This is a genomic window from Variovorax sp. Soil_C_33, from assembly GCF_057656935.1.
This window is the reverse complement of record NZ_JBDGJK010000014.1, coordinates 90017-108412: the sequence shown is the minus strand read 5'-3', so window position 1 is coordinate 108412 and position 18396 is coordinate 90017. Positions and strand designations below refer to the sequence as shown.

Here is an 18396-nt window from a genome sequence, read left to right as displayed (position 1 = left end):
CAGTTTGGCGAAAGCCCTGGGTCAGTCGCCGCTCCAACAATCGCCGCACGTCCCACGCCGTGGGCCGAACATTCCACAGGAGACGACGAAATGGCAGCCACACTTGATTCGCGGGGAAGGCCGATGCCTGTACCCCGGCCCATGTCCTCGGAGGAGAAGAAAGTCATCTTCGCCTCCTCCCTCGGCACCGTATTCGAGTGGTACGACTTCTATCTCTACGGCTCGCTCGCTGCGATCATCGCCAAGCAGTTCTTCAGCGGCCTGGATGCCGGCGCGGCCTTCATCTTCGCGCTGCTGGCCTTCGCGGCAGGCTTCCTGGTTCGGCCCTTCGGCGCCATCGTGTTCGGCCGCCTCGGCGACATGATCGGGCGCAAGTACACCTTCCTGGTGACCATCCTGATCATGGGCTTGTCGACCTTCATCGTCGGCCTCCTGCCCAGCTACGCGACCATCGGAGTCGCGGCGCCGGTGATCCTGATCGCGCTGCGCATGCTGCAGGGCCTCGCGCTCGGCGGCGAGTACGGCGGTGCCGCCACCTATGTGGCCGAGCACTCGCCGCACGGCAAGCGCGGTGCCTACACCTCGTGGATCCAGACCACGGCCACGCTCGGCCTGTTCCTGAGCCTCTTGGTCATCCTCGGCGTGCGCACCTGGATCGGCGAACAGGCCTTCATGGACTGGGGCTGGCGCATTCCGTTCCTGGTCTCGATCGCGCTGCTCGCCATCTCGGTGTGGATCCGGCTCTCGCTCTCCGAATCGCCGGCCTTCCAGAAGATGAAGGCCGAGGGCAAGACCTCGAAGGCGCCGCTGTCCGAATCCTTCGGCCAGTGGAAGAACCTCAAGATCGTGATCCTGGCGCTTGTCGGCCTCACCGCCGGCCAGGCCGTGGTCTGGTACACGGGCCAGTTCTATGCGCTCTTCTTCCTGACGCAGCAGCTCAAGGTGGACATCACCACCGCCAACCTGATGATTGCCGCATCGCTCCTGATCGGCACGCCCTTCTTCGTGCTGTTCGGCACGCTGTCGGACAAGATCGGCCGCAAGCCGATCATCATGGCCGGCTGCCTGCTGGCCGTGGTCACCTACTTCCCGGTCTTCAAGATGCTGGCCGAAGCGGCCAATCCTGATCTGGCCCGCGCACAGGCGACTGCCGCCGTGACGGTGACGGCCGATCCCGCGACCTGCTCCTTCCAGGGCAATCCGGTGGCGCGCGAAATCGACTTCAGGAGTTCCTGCGACATTGCCAAGCGCTACCTGGCGCAGAACTCGGTGAGCTACGAGAACCTTGCCGGCGCGCCGGGCTCGAAGGCGATCGTGAAGATCGGCGACAAGACCATCGAAGCGCCGACCGGCACGGTGGTGAGCTCGAAGTTCGACGAGGCCTCTTCCAAGTCTATCGCGGCGTTCAAGAAGAGCATCGGCGACGACCTGAAGGCCGCGGGCTATCCCGCCAAGGCCGACCCGGCCAAGATGAACAAGCTGCTGATCGTCGCGATCCTGAGCTACCTCGTGATCCTGGTCACGATGGTGTACGGGCCGATCGCCGCGATGCTGGTGGAACTGTTCCCCACGCGCATCCGCTACACCTCGATGAGCCTGCCGTATCACATCGGCAACGGCTGGTTCGGCGGTCTGCTGCCGCCCATCTCCTTCGCCATCGTGGCCAGCACCGGCAACATGTTCAACGGCTTGTGGTATCCGATCGTGATCGCCGCGATGACGCTGGTCATCGGCACGCTGTTCATCCGCGAGACCAAGGACGTCGACATCTACGCCAACGACTGAACCGGAGGGCTTCGGCCCTCTGTTCAACAAAGGGGCTTCGTGCCGGCACGGCACGAGGCCTTTTTCTTGAACATCTTCTGGAGACTCAACCCATGTGGAAACTTGCCGTCGGCTTCGTCATCTTCGCCGCCATCGCCCTGTTCGTGATCATGCAAGCGGGGGACAAAGTCGACATGTCGGGCGAGACGCACAGCGGCGACGTCACGCACGCCCCCGAACCCGCCAAACAAAAGTAGCCGGCCCAGAAATAGCCAGCCTTCAGGCTGGCTTACCTTTTGAATTTTCCGTCGCTGATGATCGACAGATCGGCGAAATCGATCCCCGAGTGGTCCTGCGGCGAATAGCTCACCTCCAGGCCGCCGCCCAGGTCGAGACTGCGGATGCTTTCGAGCGCGGCCAGCACCTTGGCGCGGGTCGGCTTCGGCCCGGCGCGGCGCAGGGCCTCGACCAGCACCTTGGCCGAGGCGAAGCCTTCCAGCGCGGCCGGCGAGAGCTCGTTCTGCCCCTTGGCGCGCGCCAGTGCCAGCGCTTCCTTGACCATCGGATGGCCGATCGAGCGCTCGTTGGGGAACACCTGCGTCACGATCACGCCGCGGCTCGCGTCGCCCAGCTGCTTGATGAAGCCCGATGAGGCGTTGTTGGACAGCGTGACCACCTGGGCTGCCGAGCCCGCCGCGCGCAGCGCCTTGACGCCTTCGACCACCACGGTGCCCGAGCCGATCCACACCACGGCCTGGGCGTTGGCGGCCGTGATCTTCGGCACGATGGCCGCGTAGTCGGGCTTGTCGCGGTCGGCCGGCACCGTCACTGCGGGCGTCGCCTTGGCCTTGTTGAAGCCGTTCATCGCGCCTTCGAGCGCGTCCTGGCCGAAGGAGTCGGTCACGTGCACCACCGCGATCCGGCTCACGCCGATGGTGAGCAGGTGCGCCACCGCCTTCTCGGCCTCGCGCTGGTAGCTCGAACGCACGTTGAACACGTGCCTCTGCACCGGCTTGTGCAGCACCATGGCGCCGGTAGAGGGGCCGATCAGCGCCACATCGTTCTTGTCGAGCCACGGAATGATGGCCTGCGAATGCGGCGTGCCGCGGCTCATGAACAGGGCCACCACCTTCTTGTCCTCGATCAGCACGCGGGCGTTCTCGCCCGCCCGCTTGACGTCGAAGCCGTCGTCCATGCGCAGCACCTCGATCTTTTCGCCGCCGATGCCGCCCTGGGCATTGGCCGCATCGATCACCAGCTGCGCGCCGGCGATCGTCTCGTTGACGCTGGCGGCCACCGAGCCGGTCATGCCGGCCGTCTGGCCAATCAGGATCTGGGCGCCGGCGCTCATGGTGCCGAGCGCCAGCACGACGGCCGTGCAAAGCACGCGCATCTTGTTCATGGAAGACCTTAGTGAGGAGTGGAAACGGGAAAAGCGTCTATTTGTTACCGACTGACGCTTTGGTCTTATTCGGGAAAACCCCTGGCTTCCGACCGGCCATGTGCAGCTTTGCACGAAGCCCGCGCCGGCTTCCTAGAATGTCTGCCCCACCCCCAAGGCACTCATGACACAGGGCTCCATCCGGATTCGCGGTGCACGTCAGCACAATCTCCAGAACCTCGACCTCGATATCCGCACCGGCGAGATGACGGTGGTCACCGGCCCGAGCGGCTCGGGCAAGTCGAGCCTGGTGTTCGACACGCTCTATGCCGAGGGCCAGCGCCGCTATGTCGAAACCTTCTCGGCCTATGCGCGGCAATTCCTCGACCGCATGGACAAGCCGGCGGTCGACAAGGTGGAGGGCGTGCCGCCCGCCATCGCGATCGACCAGACGAACCCGGTGCGCTCCTCGCGCTCGACCGTCGGCACGATGACCGAGCTCAACGATCACCTGAAGCTGCTGTTCGCACGCGCGGCCCAGCTGTTCGACCGCGAGACCGCGCTGCCGGTGCGCCATGACTCGCCCGACACCATCTACGCCGAACTCGTGTCGCGCGCGGCCGCAGCCGGCGATCCCCGCGTGGTTCTCACCTTTCCGGTCGAACTGCCGGCCAGCGCCACGGCCGAAGAGGTGACGCAATGGCTGTCGGCCAGCGGCTTCACGCGCGTGCAGGCCGAGCGCGAGATCGCCACGCCGACCGGGCCGCGCAAGGTGCTGGACGTGGTGGCCGACCGTTTCCGCATCGCCGGTGCGGAAAGAGCGCGCGTGATCGAGGCGATCGAGGTCGCGCTCAAGCGCGGCAGCGGGCGGCTCACGGTCTACGCGCTGGCGGCGGAGGAGGGGGCGGCGTCGGAGATCTGGAGGTTCTCGACCGGCCTGCATTGCCCCGAAAGCGACATCCGCTACGGCGACCCGATTCCGTCGATGTTCTCCTTCAACTCGGCCGTGGGCGCCTGCGAGACGTGCCGCGGCTTCGGCCGCGTGATCGGCGTCGACCTCGGCCTCGTGATCCCGAACGACAAGCTCACGCTGCGCGCCGGCGCCATCAAGACGATCCAGACGCCGGCCTGGAAGGAAGCGCAGGACGACCTGATGCGCCATGCCGAGGCCGCCGGCATTCCGCGCGACACGCCGTGGAACAAGCTCACGCCCGAGCAGCAGGCCTGGGTGATCGAGGGCTCGCCCAACTGGAAGGGCAAGTGGAACCAGCAGTGGTACGGCGTGCGCCGCTTCTTCGGCTACCTGGAAAGCAAGGCCTACAAGATGCACATCCGCGTGCTCTTGTCCAAGTACCGCAGCTACACGCCGTGCCCCACCTGTGCCGGCGCGCGCCTCAAGCTCGAGAGCCTCTTGTGGCGCATCGGCACGAAGGAAGATGCCGATGCGGTGCTCGAGCCATCCAAGCGCTTCATGCCGGTCGGCGTGAAGTGGTCGCGCGAGCAGCTGGAGGCGCTGCCGGGCTTGTGCCTGCACGACCTGATGCTGCTGCCGATCGAGCGGCTGCGCCGCCTGTTCGATCGCATCGAAAGCCATGGCAACAGCAGCACCGTCAGCGACGGCGACGTGCAGGCGCTCAAGCTGCTCTTCGAAGAAATCACCACGCGCCTGCGCTACCTGCACGACGTCGGCATCGGCTACCTCACGCTCGACCGCCAGAGCCGCACGCTCAGCGGCGGCGAGGTGCAGCGCATCAACCTCACGACTGCGCTCGGCACCTCGCTGGTCAACACGCTGTTCGTGCTCGACGAGCCCAGCATCGGGCTGCATCCGCGCGACATGAACCGCATCACCGAGGCCATGCTGCGCCTGCGCGACGCCGGCAACACGCTGGTGGTGGTGGAGCATGACCCGGCCGTGATGCTGGCCGCCGACCGCGTGATCGACATGGGCCCGGGCCCCGGCGTGCGCGGCGGGCAGATCGTGTTCGACGGCAGCACCGATGCGCTGCGCGACGCCGAGACGCTCACCGGCCAGTACCTCGGCGGGCGCAAGCAGATCGGCATGGGCTTCCGCCGGATGGTGAGCGAGAACACGCCGCGCCTCATCCTCGAAGGCGTGCGCGAGCACAACCTGCGCAACATTACGGTCGAGCTGCCGCTCGCGCGGCTGGTGTGCATCACCGGCGTCAGCGGCTCGGGCAAGTCGACCCTGATCCAGGACGTGCTGGCCCCCGCGCTGATGCGCCATTTCGGCCGCGCGACCGAATCGCCCGGCGCGCACGACCGCATGCTCGGCGCCGATCACCTGAGCGAGGTGGTCTTTGTCGACCAGTCGCCGATCGGCAAGACGGCGCGCTCCAACCCCGCGAGCTACGTCGGCGCCTGGGACGCGATCCGCGAGATCTTCGCGACCGCGGCGCTCTCGCGCCAGCGCGGCTACACCGCATCGAAGTTCAGCTTCAACAGCGGCGACGGGCGTTGCCCGACCTGCGGCGGCTCGGGCTTCGAGCACGTGGAGATGCAGTTCCTCTCGGACGTCTACCTGCGCTGCCCCGACTGCGACGGCAAGCGCTACCGGCCGGAGATCCTCGAGGTGACGATCGAGCGCGCCGAGCGCAGCTTCAACGTCGCCGACGTGCTCGATCTCACCGTGGCCGAGGCCGCCGCAATCTTCGCGAACGACCGCGAGGTGTTGCGCGTGCTGCAGCCGATCGCCGACGTCGGCCTGGACTACGTCAAGCTCGGCCAGCCGGTGCCCACGCTCAGCGGCGGCGAAGCCCAGCGCCTCAAGCTGGCGGGCTTCCTCGCCGAGGCGGCCAAGAACGGCAGCGCGAGCAAGCAGCCGCTGGCACGCAAGGGCACGCTGTTCCTGTTCGACGAGCCGACCACCGGCCTGCACTTCGACGACATCGCGCGCCTGATGCGCGCGCTGCGCAAGCTGCTCGATGCGGGGCATTCGCTGGTCGTCATCGAGCACAACCTCGACGTCATCCGCGCCAGCGACTGGCTGATCGACCTCGGCCCCGAAGGCGGCGAGGGCGGCGGACAGGTGGTGGCGGTCGGCACGCCGGAGCAGGTGCGCGAGAACCGCGCCTCGCTCACCGGCGCCGCGCTGCTCGACTACGACCTCGCCGTCGGCCCCGGCGCCTACAAGGTGGCGGAACGCGCGGCGCGCTCGTATGCGGCGCGCGTGCAGCCGGTCGTGGGACGCGATGCGATCCAGATCGTCAACGCGCGCGAGCACAACCTCAAGAACCTCTCGGTCGATATCCCGCGCGGCAAGTTCAGCGTGGTCACGGGCGTGAGCGGCTCGGGCAAGTCCACGCTGGCCTTCGACATCCTGTTCAACGAAGGGCAGCGGCGCTATCTCGAATCGCTCAACGCCTATGCGCGCAGCATCGTGCAGCCGGCCGGGCGACCGGAGGTCGATGCGGTCTACGGCATTCCGCCGACGGTCGCGATCGAGCAGCGGCTCTCGCGCGGCGGCCGCAAGAGCACCGTCGGCACCACCACCGAGGTCTGGCACTTCCTGCGCCTGCTCTACGTCAAGCTCGGCATCCAGCATTGCGTCCATGACGGCGCCGCGGTGCAGCCGCAGACGCCCGACAGCATCGCGGCGCAGCTGCTCAAGAACTTCAAGGGCCAGCACGTCGGCCTGCTGGCGCCGCTGGTGAGCAACCGCAAGGGCGTCTATACCGAGCTGGCCGACTGGGCGCGCCCGCGCGGCTACACCCACCTGCGGGTGGACGGCGAATTCCTGCCCACCACCGGCTTTCCGCGCATCGACCGCTTCAAGGAGCACAGCATCGAGCTGCCGGTGGCCAGCCTCGACGTGCTGCCTTCGGAAGAGACCGCGCTGCGCCAGGCCCTGGCCAAGGCGCTCGAGCACGGCAAGGGCGTGGTGCACGTGCTGAGCGAACTGACCGGGCTGCGCGGCGCCATGATGGCCAACGCGCCGACCGGCGGCATCGGCCGCACGCATGTGTTCTCCACGCTGCGCGCCTGCCCGGTCTGCAGCACCAGCTACGCGGAGCTCGATCCGCGCCTCTTCTCCTACAACAGCAAGCACGGCTGGTGCCCCGACTGCGTGGGCACCGGCGTCAAGCTCACCAGGGAACAGCGCAAGGTGTTCGACGACTCGGTGATGGCCGACGACCAGAAGGGGCGCGAGCAGACCTTCGCCGAGCCCGAGGCGGAGGACGTGGGCGATGTCGTTTGCCCGACCTGCGAGGGGTCGCGGCTCAATGCGACGGCGCGGGCGGTCTTGTTTGGGGGCGGGCTTGCCCCTCACCCCAACCCTCTCGCCGGCGGGGAGAGGGAGCCGAAGCCCGCATGGCTCCCTCTCCCGCTGGCGGGAGAGGGTTGGGGTGAGGGCGGCATCGGCATCACGCAGCTGGCGCGCATGAGCGTGACCGACATCCGCATCTGGTTCGAGCATCTGGCGCTCAGCGGCCGCGAAGCCGAGATCGCGCGCGATCTGGTGCCGGAGATCAAGAGCCGCCTCGAGTTCCTCGAAGAGGTGGGCCTCGGCTACCTCACGCTCGACCGCGGCGCGCCGACGCTTTCGGGCGGCGAGGCGCAGCGCATCCGCCTCGCGGCGCAGCTCGGCAGCAACCTGCAGGGCGTGTGCTATGTGCTCGACGAGCCCACCATCGGGCTGCACGCGCGCGACAACCAGATCCTGCTCGACGCGCTGCACAAGCTGGGCGACAAGGGCAACACCCTGGTGGTGGTCGAGCACGACGAGGACACCATCCGCCGCGCCGACCACATCATCGACATCGGCCCCAGCGCCGGCAAGCGCGGCGGCCGGCTGGTCGCCGAGGGCTCGGTGGCCGACCTCGAGCGCGCGGGCGATTCGCAGACCGGCCGCTATCTGCGCGACGCGATCAGGCATCCCCTGCAGCCGCGCCGTCCGGTGCCGGCGCCCGAGCCCGGCGCGCCCGACTGGCTCACGGTGCGCGGCGCCGACCTGCACAACCTGCAGGAGGTCACGGTCTCGCTGCCGCTGCACCGGCTGGTCGCGGTGACGGGCGTCAGCGGCTCGGGCAAGTCGACGCTGGCGCGCGACGTGCTGCTGGCCAACGTGTATGCGGTCGTGGTCCAGCGCATGACCAAGGCCGGCCGCGACGCCGACGCCGCGGGCAAGCGCCCCGCCTGGGCGGGCTGCAAGGGTGTCGAGGGCTACGAGACCATCGACCGCGTGCTGGAGGTCGACCAGACCCCGATCGGCAAGACGCCGCGCAGCTGCCCGGCCACCTACATCGGCTTCTGGGACACCATCCGCAAGCTGTTCGCCGACACGCTCGAAGCCAAGGCGCGCGGCTACGGGCCGGCGCGCTTCAGCTTCAACACCGGCGAGGGCCGCTGCCCCGGCTGCGAGGGCGCCGGCGTGCGCACCATCGAGATGAGCTTCCTGCCCGACGTCAAGGTGGCTTGCGAGGTCTGCCACGGCGCGCGCTTCAATCCCGAGACGCTGGCCGTCAGCTGGCGCGGCAAGAGCATCGGCGACGTGCTGCAGATGGAGGTCGATGAGGCGGTCGAATTCTTTGCCACCATGCCCAACATCAGCCATCCGCTGCAACTGCTCAAGGACGTGGGGCTGGGCTATCTCACGCTGGGCCAGCCTTCGCCGACGCTTTCCGGCGGCGAAGCCCAGCGCATCAAGCTCGTGACCGAGCTCAGCAAGGTGCGCGACGACGTCACTCGCCGCGGCAACAAGGCGCCGCACACGCTCTATGTGCTCGACGAGCCGACCGTCGGCCTGCACATGGCCGACGTCGAGAAGCTGATCCATGTGCTGCACCGGCTGGTAAACGGCGGCCACAGCGTGGTGGTGATCGAGCACGACCTCGACGTGATCGCCGAGGCCGACTGGCTGATCGACCTCGGCCCCGAAGGCGGCAACGGCGGCGGGCGCGTGGTCGCGGCGGCGCCGCCCGAGGAGGTGGTGAAGCTGCGCACGCACACCGGCGTGGCGCTGGCGCCGGTGCTGGCGCGCGGGGCCGGCAGGCATGAAGTGCTGCAGCTGCCCGTGCCGGCGCCGGCCCTGCCGGTCCGGGCGCGCAAGGAGGCCTGATGCTCACCGTCTACAACGACCAGCACGTGCTGCACCACGGCAAGGTGGAGATGTTCCGCGGCGAGCTGGTGCCCTGCTTCGAGGTGCCGGCGCGCGCCGACTACGTGCTGCGGGAACTGAAGGAGCGCGGGCTCGGCCCGATCGAAGGCCCCGCCGAGTTCGACGAGGCGGCCATCGCGCGCGTCCATGCGCCGCGCTATCTCGACTTCCTCGCCTGCGCCTGGGACGAATGGGTCGCGCTCGATCCGGCCAATGCGGCCCGCGATGCGCTGCCCTCGTACTGGCCGATCCGTACCTTCCGCTCCGACGTGCTGCCGGCGAGCTTCCCGGCGCGCCTGGGCTTGTTCTCGTACGACTCGGGCTCGCCGCTCACCGCCGGCACCTGGACGGCGGCGCGGGCCGGTGCCGGCTGTGCGCTCTCCGCCGCGGCGCATGTGCTGCGCGGCGAGCGCGCCGCCTTCGCGCTCACGCGTCCGCCGGGCCACCACGCGGGCGCCGATTTCTTCGGCGGCTACTGCTTCCTCAACAACGCGGCGATCGCGGCCCAGGCGCTGCGCGACGCCGGCGTCGAACGGGTCGCGGTGCTGGACATCGACTACCACCACGGCAACGGCACGCAGGCCATCTTCTACGAGCGCGCCGACGTGCAGTTCAGCAGCATCCACGGCGACCCGCACACCGAGTACCCCTACTACCTAGGCTATGCCGACGAAGAGGGCGCCGGCGCAGGGCAGGGTTTCAACCGCAATCTGCCGCTTGCGCGCGGCACCGGCTTCGCGCGCTGGCGCGAAGCGTTGCAGAGCGCGCTGCGCGGCATCGCGGATTTCCGAGCGGGCGCGCTGGTGGTATCGCTCGGGCTCGACACCTTCGAGGGCGATCCGATCGCCGGCTTCAAGCTCGCCACGCCCAACTACCTGCGCATCGGCGAAGACCTGGCGGGCGCCGGCCTGCCGACGGTGTTCGTCTTCGAGGGCGGCTATGCGGTCGCCGAGGTCGGCACCAACGCGGTCAATGTGCTCGACGGCTTCATGCAGCGCGCCGGCTGAGCGGCGGCGCTGACGCCTGCGCGACGCGCCCCGGGGTGAAACCCGATTGCCCTCGCGGCGAGTGCGCTGCCAAATGGCGGCCCCTGCAATCCGGAGCCCTCCTCATGTTTCGTCGTTCCCTCTTGTGCCTTGCCCTGCTCGGCTTCGCGACCACAGCCGCCCATGCGCAGGCCTTCCCGAGCCGGCCCATCAAGCTGGTGATCGCCTTTCCCGCGGGCGGCCCGACCGACATCACGATGCGGCAGCTGGCCGAGAACGCCTCGAAGATCATCGGCCAGCAGGTCGTGGTCGAGAACAAGCCCGGCGCCGGCGGAACGCTGCCCGCGCAGGCGCTGCAGACCGCGCCTGCCGACGGCTACACCATCGCCCAGATCCCGCTCGGCGTGTTCCGGCTGCCCTACACGACCAAGATCAACTGGGATCCGGTCAAGGACATCAGCTACGTGATCAACGTCACCGGCTACGCCTTCGGCATCGTCGTGCCGGCCGACAGTCCGCTCAAGACATGGAAGGACTTCGTCGCCTATGCCAAGGCCAATCCCGGCAAGCTGACCTATGGCTCGACCGGCAACCTGACCAGCCCCCACCTCACCACCGAGCTGATCGCGCAGAAGGCCGGCATCGAGCTGCAGCACGTGCCCTACAAGGGCAGCGCCGACCTGATGCTCGCCGTGCTCAGCGGCCAGCTGATGGCTGCGGCCGACAGCACTGGCTTCGCGCCGCAGGTCGAGGCAGGCAAGCTGCGCGTGCTCAACACCTGGGGCGAGAAGCGGCTGGCCAAGTTCCCCGATGCGCCGACGCTGAAGGAGCTGGGCCTGGACATCGTGCAGAACTCGCCCTTCGGCATCGGCGCGCCCAAGGGCACGCCGCCCGAGGTGGTGAAGAAGCTGCACGATGCCTTCAAGCAGGCGATGGAAGAGCCCAGCTATGTGGCCTCGCTGGGCCGCTACGACATGCTGCCGATCTACATGAGCTCGACCGACTACACGAAGTTCGCGCAGACCACCTTCACGCGCGAGAAGGCGCTGATCGAGAAACTGGGGCTCGCCAAGCCGCAGTGAGCGCCCCGTGACCGAATCGCTGCACGTCGTCTGCCCGCATTGCCACACGACCAACCGTGTGCGCAGCGCGCAGCTGGCCAGCGCGCCCGACTGCGGCAGCTGCCACAAGCCCTTGTTCGTCGGCCATTCGACGGCGCTGGATGACGCTTCCTTCGAGCGCCACGTGGGCCGCAATCAGATCCCGGTGCTGGTCGACTTCTGGGCACCGTGGTGCGGCCCCTGCATCCAGATGGCGCCCGCCTTCGAACAGGCGGCGACCCAGCTCGAACCTCGGTTCCGCCTGGCCAAGGTCGACACCGAGGCCTTGCCGGCGCTGGGCGCGCGCTTCGGCATCCGCAGCATTCCGACCTTGGCGCTGTTCAGCGGCGGACGCGAGATCGCGCGCCAGGCCGGCGCGATGGGCACGGCCGACATCATCCGGTGGACGGAGGCGCAACTGCAGCGCTGATGCAACAATCCGGGCTTCCTTTGGAGGGGAAGCCAGATGCCTGAAGATGCGCGTCCGAATCGCCGGACACGGATTCGCGCGGCCTTGACCGCTCTCGCGCTGTTCGCAGGCAGCGCGGCGGCGCAGACCGCGCAAGCCGCCGAGCAAGGCGAACTCGCCAACCATCCGTGGGTCGTGCCGCCGCCCAACTGGTCGCCCGAGGCCTACTTCACCAACCTCAGGGATGGCGCCAAGCTCGAGTCGCCCTTCGTCGCGCGCTTCGGCCTCTCGATGCGCGGCATCGTGCCGGCCGGCAAGACCGCCGGCCAGGCTGGGCATCACCACTTGCTGATCAACCAGCCGCTGCCGCTCGATTTCAAGAAGCCGCTGCCCTTCACCGACCAGTACATCCATTTCGGCAAGGGCCAGATGGAGACCGTGGTCGACCTGCCGCCTGGCACGTACTCGCTGCGCCTGGTGCTGGCCGACCAGGGGCACATTCCGTACTTCGTCTATAGCAAGCCGCTGAAGCTCACGGTCAGCAAGCAGAACAAGGGCGTGGCGCCGGCCAGCGTTCTGGGCGAACCGCGCATCGAGATCCTGAGCCCGGCCGATCGCAGCACGGTGCAGCTGCCGTTGCGCGTGCAGCTGCATGCGAGCGGCTACAACGTGTCGCATGCCGCGCCGAAGCTGCCGGACACGGGCCACTTCCGCCTGACGCTGGAGCGACCGGGGCAGAAGGCCGAAGTCATCGAGCTCGACCGCGGGCAGACCGAGCTCTGGCTGAATCCGCCCAAGGGCAGCTACAGCGCGCGGCTCGAACTGCTCAACAACGCCGACGGGAAGGCGATGGCGCGCCTCAAGCCGGTCGCTTTCAGCGTGCCTTGAGCACGGCCGCCGCCACTTGCGCGAAGCCGGCGCCGCGTTCGCCGGCGCTGATGTAGCGCGGCAGCGTCGTCAGCCTCGATTCGAAGCGGCGGATGTTGGCCACGCCCACGCTGTGCGGGAAGCGCTCGAACATCAGCACGTCGTTGGTCGAGTCGCCCACGTAGACCCAGCGATCGAGCTCGGCCCCAAGGTCGCGGCCGAAGAGCTCGCGCACGATCCAGCAGGCGCTGACCCACTTGTTGTGGTCGCCGAACCAGCCGTTGATGTGGATCGAACTCACGGTCGCGTTCATGCCTTCGGCACGCATGATCTGCACCGCCTGCGCGATCTGCGCTTCGTCCAGATGGGCGAACTCGCTGTGGTCGATCGCGATGTCGGTTTCGCGACCCGGCGAGTCGGTGGCGCGCCGTGCACCCGGCACTTCGCGCTCGACACGCGCGAGGGCCTGCTGCATGCGCGCGAGGTGGACGGCGCGCGTCGCGGTGTCCTGGCGATAGCGCTTCTCGACTTGGCCCACAGGCGAAGCCACGAGCGCGACCGCGCCGTTCTCGGCAACCATTGCATCGACCGGCCAGACCGGCGCGAAGGGCTCGCACCAGCCCACCGAACGGCCGGTGATCGCGACCACCGCGAGGCCGGCGGCCTTCAGCGCCTCCAGCGCTTGAAGCGCATCGGGCGTGATCGCGCCCTCCGTGGTCAGCGTGTCGTCGATGTCGGTGAGGACGCCTGCGATCCGCCGGCGATCTTCGGTGGGCCATGCGCTCAGTGGGAGCATCAGCCGGCCGTTTGAAGTGCCAGCCCCGCATGCTCGCGCAGCGGATGGAAATGGATCTTCGGAAAACGCTCCTGCGCCAGCCGCACGTCGTAGGGCGAGGTGCAGAGGTAGGCCAGCGTGTCGGCCGCGTCGCGTGCCATGCGGGCCGGGTAGGCGTCGGTGAAGGCGCGCAGCTCGGCCGGCGTGTCGGCCGTGATCCAGCGCGCGCCGGTGTACTGGCAGCCTTCGAGCCGCACGTCGGCGTCGTACTCGGTCTTCAGCCGGTGCTGCACCACCTCGAACTGCAACTGTCCGACGGCACCCAGCAGCATCGGACCGCCGACCTCGGGCCGGAACACCTGGATCGCGCCTTCCTCGCCGAGCTGGGCCAGGCCCTGCTGCAGCTGCTTGGTGCGCAGCGGGTTCTTGAGGATCACGGTCATGAAGAGCTCGGGCGCGAAGAAGGGCAGGCCGGTGAACTGCAGCGAGGCGCCGTCGGTGATGGTGTCGCCCAGCTGCACGCCGCCGTGGGTGGTGAAGCCGACGATGTCGCCCGCATACGCCTCTTCCACCGCCTCGCGGCGCTGGCTCATGAAGGTGACCACGCTGGTCGGCCGCAGCTCCTTCGCGGTGCGCTGCACCTTGAGCTTCATGCCCGGCGTGTACTTGCCCGAAGCCATGCGCACGAAGGCGATGCGGTCGCGGTGGTTGGCGTCCATGTTGGCCTGCACCTTGAACACCACGCCGGCGAAGTCCTTGTCCTCGGGCTGGATCTCGCGCACCACCGGCTGGCGGTTGACCAGCGTGGTGCTGGTGCGGGGCTGCGGCGGCGGCGCGAGATCGACCAGCGCATCGAGCACCTCCATCACGCCGAAGTTGTTGACGCCGGAGCCGAAGAACACCGGCGTCTGCTTGCCGGCGAGGAAGGCCTCGCGGTCCCAGGTGGGCGAGGCGCCGGTGGCGAGCTCCATGCTCTCCATGGCGGTGTCGAACTCGTGGCCGAAGCGCTTCTGCAGCGCTTCGCGCTCGGCCAGCGGCATGGCCTCGAAGTCCTGCGGCAGGCGCTCGCTGCCCGACTCGAACACCGTCATCGCCTGCGTGCGCAGGTTCACGATGCCGCCGAAGCTCTTGCCCTGGCCCACGGGCCAGGTCATCGGCACGCAAGGCATGCCGAGCTCGCGCTCGATCTCGTCGAGCAGTTCCAGCGGCTCGCGCACCTCGCGGTCCATCTTGTTGACGAAGGTGATGATCGGCGTGTCGCGCTGGCGGCAGACCTCGATCAACCGGCGCGTCTGCGCTTCGACGCCGTTGGCCGCGTCGATCACCATCAGGGCCGAATCGACCGCGGTCAGCACGCGGTAGGTGTCTTCGGAGAAGTCCTTGTGGCCGGGCGTGTCGAGCAGGTTGATCACGTGCTCGCGGTAGACCATCTGCATCACCGAGCTGGCCACCGAGATGCCGCGCTGCTTCTCGATCTCCATCCAGTCGGAGGTGGCGTGGCGCGAGGCCTTGCGCGCCTTCACCGAGCCGGCGATCTGGATCGCGCCGGAGAACAGGAGCAGCTTCTCGGTCAGCGTGGTCTTGCCGGCGTCGGGGTGGGAGATGATCGCGAAGGTGCGACGGCGGCGGGTTTGGGAGGCGAAAGACATGGGGGGTGAACGCGGGGCGCGCTCACGGGCGCGGGCGGCTGGGCAAAGGGCGCGATTTTACTCGGCACACAGCTTTGCGCCCGCCAGCAAAAAGGCCGCCGCACAAGGGTGCGCGGCGGCCCTGGAGGACAGCTCGGACTCAGTCGACCAGGTCGATGTGAATCTGACCCTTGCTCAGGTTGTCGCGAGCGCCGACCACCGCAAAGATCTTGCCGCTCCCGATGGCGAAATAGTTGCTCCCTCCATACGTCATGCCGTAGAGCCCGGTCAGGACGGGCGAGGGGGCCAAGGTGCTCGTATGGACCAGCGTCAACCCGTCCGGCGTCGACTCCGTATGCGTGTAGTCATTGCCGTTGACGAGCTCGACGATGCCCCATTGCCCGGTATTGCTGCCGCCGCGTGCGGTGAACGCAGCCGGGAGCGCAAGACTGGGCAGGCCGATACGGAACTGGGATGGCCTGCTGGGGTCGCCGGCAAGACCGGCCGCCAAGTAGACGCTGGTGCCCCCTATCTGGGCGAGCACGAAAGCCCCGGTATTGGCGGCGTTCGCGTCGTCCACGAAGGTCCATCGGCCAGGCTCGTTCGAGTCTGCCGAAATGGTGTAGGTGCGAAGCGAAGCAGCCGGGCAGTTGGCGATCGCGTACAACGTGAAGTCCGAGCACCGCTTGAGCTTGGTTCCGGTGCTGGCGATCTGCATCGCCCCAATGTCGGATTGACCGACACCCTGCACGAATTCGATGCCGAGCCGGTTGAAGTTCCCATCGAGCTGCGCCTGGTCCAGCACGAACGCGCGCGCCGCGACAAAGCTCTGAACGGTGTAGGCGGTCGAGCCGCCAAAGGGCGGCGGGGTCAGTGGGAAGGTGCCCACCACGCCATCGGTGGTGACGCGAAAGCGTGCCATATTTGTCACCGCGGCTGTGCGCGTGTTGGCAAAGACGTAGGTCCCCGCTTCAGTCGCGTCTGGACTGAAACTGCCGGAGGCGTCCGAGTCGCCCGAGGTGCTGCTGCCGAGCGTGTAGGTGCTCGAGTCGAAATCCAGGCTGAGCTTCGCGCGCGAGCCGTTGGTTGCGTAGACCCTGTAGCTGCCGTTGCGCGGATCACCGGCGGGCAGGGTGAAGGTCAGCGTCTTGTTGAGCACGGCATCGGCACCGGCAGATGCCTTCAAGGTCAGCGTGCTGGCAGCGGCAGCGGATTTGACCAGCCCGGCACGCCACTGTGTGGTGGAACTGCTGGCGCCGCGAAGCTGCACGTTGTCGCCGCTGCTGGTCCAAGTGCTTTCTGCGCTCGCCGCGACTTCCACGACATCGCCCGCCCGTATGACATGGCTGTCTGTGCCTGACGGCGAAACGCCGTTGATGCGAACCGTCAAGACAAGCGGTTTTACCTGCTCCGGAGTAGCGACAAAGCTGCTGCCTCCCCCACCGCCACCGCCACCGCCGCAGCCACTTGCCGCAAGAACCACCGCGACCGCCGCTGCGGTTGCTCTCAGACGCAAACCCCTCATCTCATCTCCTCAATGTTGGAAAAGGCGCGCCCATGGCACGCCCCTTGGTTGTCGTTACGTCACAACAGATGCGTAACGAACGGAAACGTAACATAAGCGGAGGGTGTGTGCGCGTGGCCTATCTGCTCCTCCATTTGGGGGAGAAACCCGAAAGCTGCCCCACGAGTCCCCGGATCAAGAAGGTGTTTCGTCTCGCTCATGGAACGGGGTGCCTGTTCGACCTGGTGCTCTGGCTGGCACGCGCCGACCCGAGCAGGGTTGCGTAGAATCTGCCCTTCCGAGGAGCGTTGCAGCGCCGCCAGGCGTGAGGCTCGGACCCCATCGCAACCACGCTCACCCGCTGTTCTCGCGGTGAGTCTCATCCCCCGAAGGCAGCGGCATCATTCAAACTTGTTTTGGAGTCCACATGAGCGCCGTTCTCAAGCCCACCGCCGACCAGGCCATCGCCGATATCTCCCTTGCCGCCTGGGGCCGCAAGGAAATCCGCATCGCGGAAACCGAAATGCCCGGCCTGATGGCCATCCGCGAAGAGTTCGCCAAGAGCCAGCCCCTGAAGGGCGCACGCATCACTGGCTCGCTGCACATGACGATCCAGACCGCGGTGCTGATCGAAACCCTGCAGGCGCTGGGCGCCACCGTGCGCTGGGCCTCGTGCAACATCTTCTCTACCCAAGACCACGCGGCGGCCGCCATCGCAGCCACCAACACGCCGGTGTTCGCGATCAAGGGCGAGTCGCTGGAAGACTACTGGGACTACACGCACCGCATCTTCGACTTCGGCCCCAAAAGCTCGGCCGGCGAAGGCCCGAACATGATCCTGGACGACGGCGGCGACGCCACGCTCTTGATGCACCTGGGCCAACGTGCCGAGAAGGACCAGAGCGTGCTGGCCAATCCGACCAGCGACGAAGAGCGCATCCTCTACGCGGCGATCAAGGCCAAGCTGGCCGTCGACGCCACCTGGTACACGCGCAAGTCGGCCGAGATCATCGGCGTGACCGAAGAGACCACCACCGGCGTGCACCGCCTGAACGAGATGAGCGCCAAGGGCACGCTGCTGTTCCGCGCCATCAACGTCAACGATTCGGTGACCAAGAGCAAGTTCGACAACCTCTACGGCTGCCGCGAGTCGCTGGTGGACGGCATCAAGCGCGCCACCGACGTGATGATCGCCGGCAAGGTCGCCTGCGTGGCCGGCTACGGCGACGTGGGCAAGGGCTCGGCCCAGGCCCTGCGCGCGCTCAGCGCCCAGGTCTGGGTGACCGAGATCGACCCGATCAACGCGCTGCAGGCTGCGATGGAAGGCTACAAGGTCGTCACCATGGAGTACGCCGCCGACAAGGCCGACATCTTCGTGACCACCACCGGCAACAAGGACGTGATCCGCCACGAGCACATGGCCGCCATGAAGGACCAGGCGATCGTCTGCAACATCGGGCACTTCGACAACGAGATCGCCGTCGCCTCGCTCGAGAAGTACGAGTGGGAAGAGATCAAGCCGCAGGTCGACCACATCACCTTCCCGGACGGCAAGAAGATCATCCTGCTGGCCAAGGGCCGTCTGGTGAATCTGGGCTGCGGCACCGGCCACCCCAGCTTCGTGATGTCCTCCTCCTTCGCCAACCAGACCATCGCCCAGATCGAGCTCTTCACCAAGCCCGACGCCTACCAGGCCGGCAAGGTCTACGTGCTGCCCAAGCATCTCGACGAGAAGGTCGCGCGCCTGCACCTGAAGAAGGTCGGCGCGATGCTGACCGAGCTCACCGACGAGCAGGCCGCCTACATCGGCGTGAACAAGAACGGCCCCTACAAGCCGGACACCTACCGCTATTGAGCTGAGCGC

The 18396-nt window shown here is 67.6% G+C and carries 12 protein-coding genes and 1 riboswitch; of the genes, 8 read left to right on the top strand and 4 right to left on the bottom strand.

Annotated elements, in window-relative coordinates:
• The first annotated feature begins 90 nt into the window (after positions 1 to 90).
• Positions 91 to 1785 (top strand): MFS transporter, encoded by a 1695-nt coding sequence (locus AC3A6B_RS21210; protein WP_487838626.1) that lies wholly within the window; start codon positions 91 to 93, stop codon positions 1783 to 1785.
• 92 nt (positions 1786 to 1877) lie between these two features.
• A complete protein-coding gene (locus AC3A6B_RS21205; protein WP_487838625.1) occupies positions 1878 to 2021 on the top strand; it encodes a hypothetical protein in 144 nt (47 codons plus the stop codon).
• A 32-nt stretch (positions 2022 to 2053) separates the two neighbouring features.
• Here AC3A6B_RS21205 and AC3A6B_RS21200 read toward each other — a convergent pair whose 3' ends face one another.
• The gene (locus tag AC3A6B_RS21200; protein ID WP_487838624.1) at positions 2054 to 3166 is read right to left on the bottom strand and encodes an ABC transporter substrate-binding protein; all 1113 of its coding nucleotides are present in this window, start codon (positions 3164 to 3166) and stop codon (positions 2054 to 2056) included.
• Between the two features lie 163 nt (positions 3167 to 3329).
• Between AC3A6B_RS21200 and uvrA the strand changes: the two genes are divergently transcribed.
• From uvrA to AC3A6B_RS21175, 5 genes are all read left to right on the top strand, one after another.
• Positions 3330 to 9224, top strand: coding sequence for an excinuclease ABC subunit UvrA (gene uvrA, locus AC3A6B_RS21195; RefSeq protein ID WP_487838623.1), 5895 nt, complete (start codon positions 3330 to 3332; stop codon positions 9222 to 9224).
• Entirely contained in the window at positions 9224 to 10270 is a 1047-nt protein-coding gene (locus AC3A6B_RS21190) for a histone deacetylase family protein (protein WP_487838622.1), read from the top strand. Before uvrA ends, AC3A6B_RS21190 begins: the two co-directional genes overlap by 1 nt.
• Before the next feature lie 104 nt (positions 10271 to 10374).
• On the top strand, positions 10375 to 11331 hold the full coding sequence (locus tag AC3A6B_RS21185; RefSeq protein WP_487838621.1) for a Bug family tripartite tricarboxylate transporter substrate binding protein: 957 nt from the start codon (positions 10375 to 10377) through the stop codon (positions 11329 to 11331).
• Positions 11332 to 11338: 7 nt separating this feature from the next.
• Entirely contained in the window at positions 11339 to 11779 is a 441-nt protein-coding gene (gene trxC / locus AC3A6B_RS21180) for a thioredoxin TrxC (protein WP_487838620.1), read from the top strand.
• Positions 11780 to 11863: 84 nt separating this feature from the next.
• Positions 11864 to 12646, top strand: coding sequence for a DUF4399 domain-containing protein (locus AC3A6B_RS21175; RefSeq protein WP_487838619.1), 783 nt, complete (start codon positions 11864 to 11866; stop codon positions 12644 to 12646).
• Here the strand turns inward: AC3A6B_RS21175 and AC3A6B_RS21170 are convergent.
• From AC3A6B_RS21170 to AC3A6B_RS21160, 3 genes are all read right to left on the bottom strand, one after another.
• A complete protein-coding gene (locus AC3A6B_RS21170) occupies positions 12633 to 13421 on the bottom strand; it encodes an HAD-IIB family hydrolase (protein WP_487838618.1) in 789 nt (262 codons plus the stop codon). The genes AC3A6B_RS21175 and AC3A6B_RS21170 overlap by 14 nt on opposite strands.
• Positions 13421 to 15049 (bottom strand): peptide chain release factor 3, encoded by a 1629-nt coding sequence (locus tag AC3A6B_RS21165; RefSeq protein WP_487838617.1) that lies wholly within the window; start codon positions 15047 to 15049, stop codon positions 13421 to 13423. Before AC3A6B_RS21165 ends, AC3A6B_RS21170 begins: the two co-directional genes overlap by 1 nt.
• 139 nt (positions 15050 to 15188) lie before the next feature.
• Positions 15189 to 16418: a hypothetical protein gene (locus AC3A6B_RS21160; RefSeq protein WP_487838616.1), complete on the bottom strand. Its 1230-nt coding sequence runs from the start codon at positions 16416 to 16418 to the stop codon at positions 15189 to 15191.
• A gap of 408 nt (positions 16419 to 16826) precedes the next feature.
• Positions 16827 to 16895, top strand: a riboswitch (S-adenosyl-L-homocysteine riboswitch).
• A gap of 64 nt (positions 16896 to 16959) precedes the next feature.
• Here AC3A6B_RS21160 and ahcY point away from each other — a divergent pair.
• Positions 16960 to 18387, top strand: coding sequence for an adenosylhomocysteinase (gene ahcY / locus AC3A6B_RS21155; protein WP_487838615.1), 1428 nt, complete (start codon positions 16960 to 16962; stop codon positions 18385 to 18387).
• The last annotated feature ends 9 nt before the right edge of the window (positions 18388 to 18396 follow it).

Excerpts from the sequence above, each read along its gene's own strand:
- AC3A6B_RS21190 (WP_487838622.1), top strand. The coding sequence starts at position 9,224 with ATGCTCACCGTCTACAACGACCAGCACGTGCTGCACCACGGCAAGGTG.
- AC3A6B_RS21210 (WP_487838626.1), top strand. The coding sequence starts at position 91 with ATGGCAGCCACACTTGATTCGCGGGGAAGGCCGATGCCTGTACCCCGG.
- uvrA (WP_487838623.1), top strand. The coding sequence starts at position 3,330 with ATGACACAGGGCTCCATCCGGATTCGCGGTGCACGTCAGCACAATCTC.
- AC3A6B_RS21185 (WP_487838621.1), top strand. The coding sequence starts at position 10,375 with ATGTTTCGTCGTTCCCTCTTGTGCCTTGCCCTGCTCGGCTTCGCGACC.
- AC3A6B_RS21200 (WP_487838624.1), bottom strand. The coding sequence starts at position 3,166 with ATGAACAAGATGCGCGTGCTTTGCACGGCCGTCGTGCTGGCGCTCGGC.
- AC3A6B_RS21205 (WP_487838625.1), top strand. The coding sequence starts at position 1,878 with ATGTGGAAACTTGCCGTCGGCTTCGTCATCTTCGCCGCCATCGCCCTG.
- ahcY (WP_487838615.1), top strand. The coding sequence starts at position 16,960 with ATGAGCGCCGTTCTCAAGCCCACCGCCGACCAGGCCATCGCCGATATC.
- AC3A6B_RS21170 (WP_487838618.1), bottom strand. The coding sequence starts at position 13,421 with ATGCTCCCACTGAGCGCATGGCCCACCGAAGATCGCCGGCGGATCGCA.
- AC3A6B_RS21165 (WP_487838617.1), bottom strand. The coding sequence starts at position 15,049 with ATGTCTTTCGCCTCCCAAACCCGCCGCCGTCGCACCTTCGCGATCATC.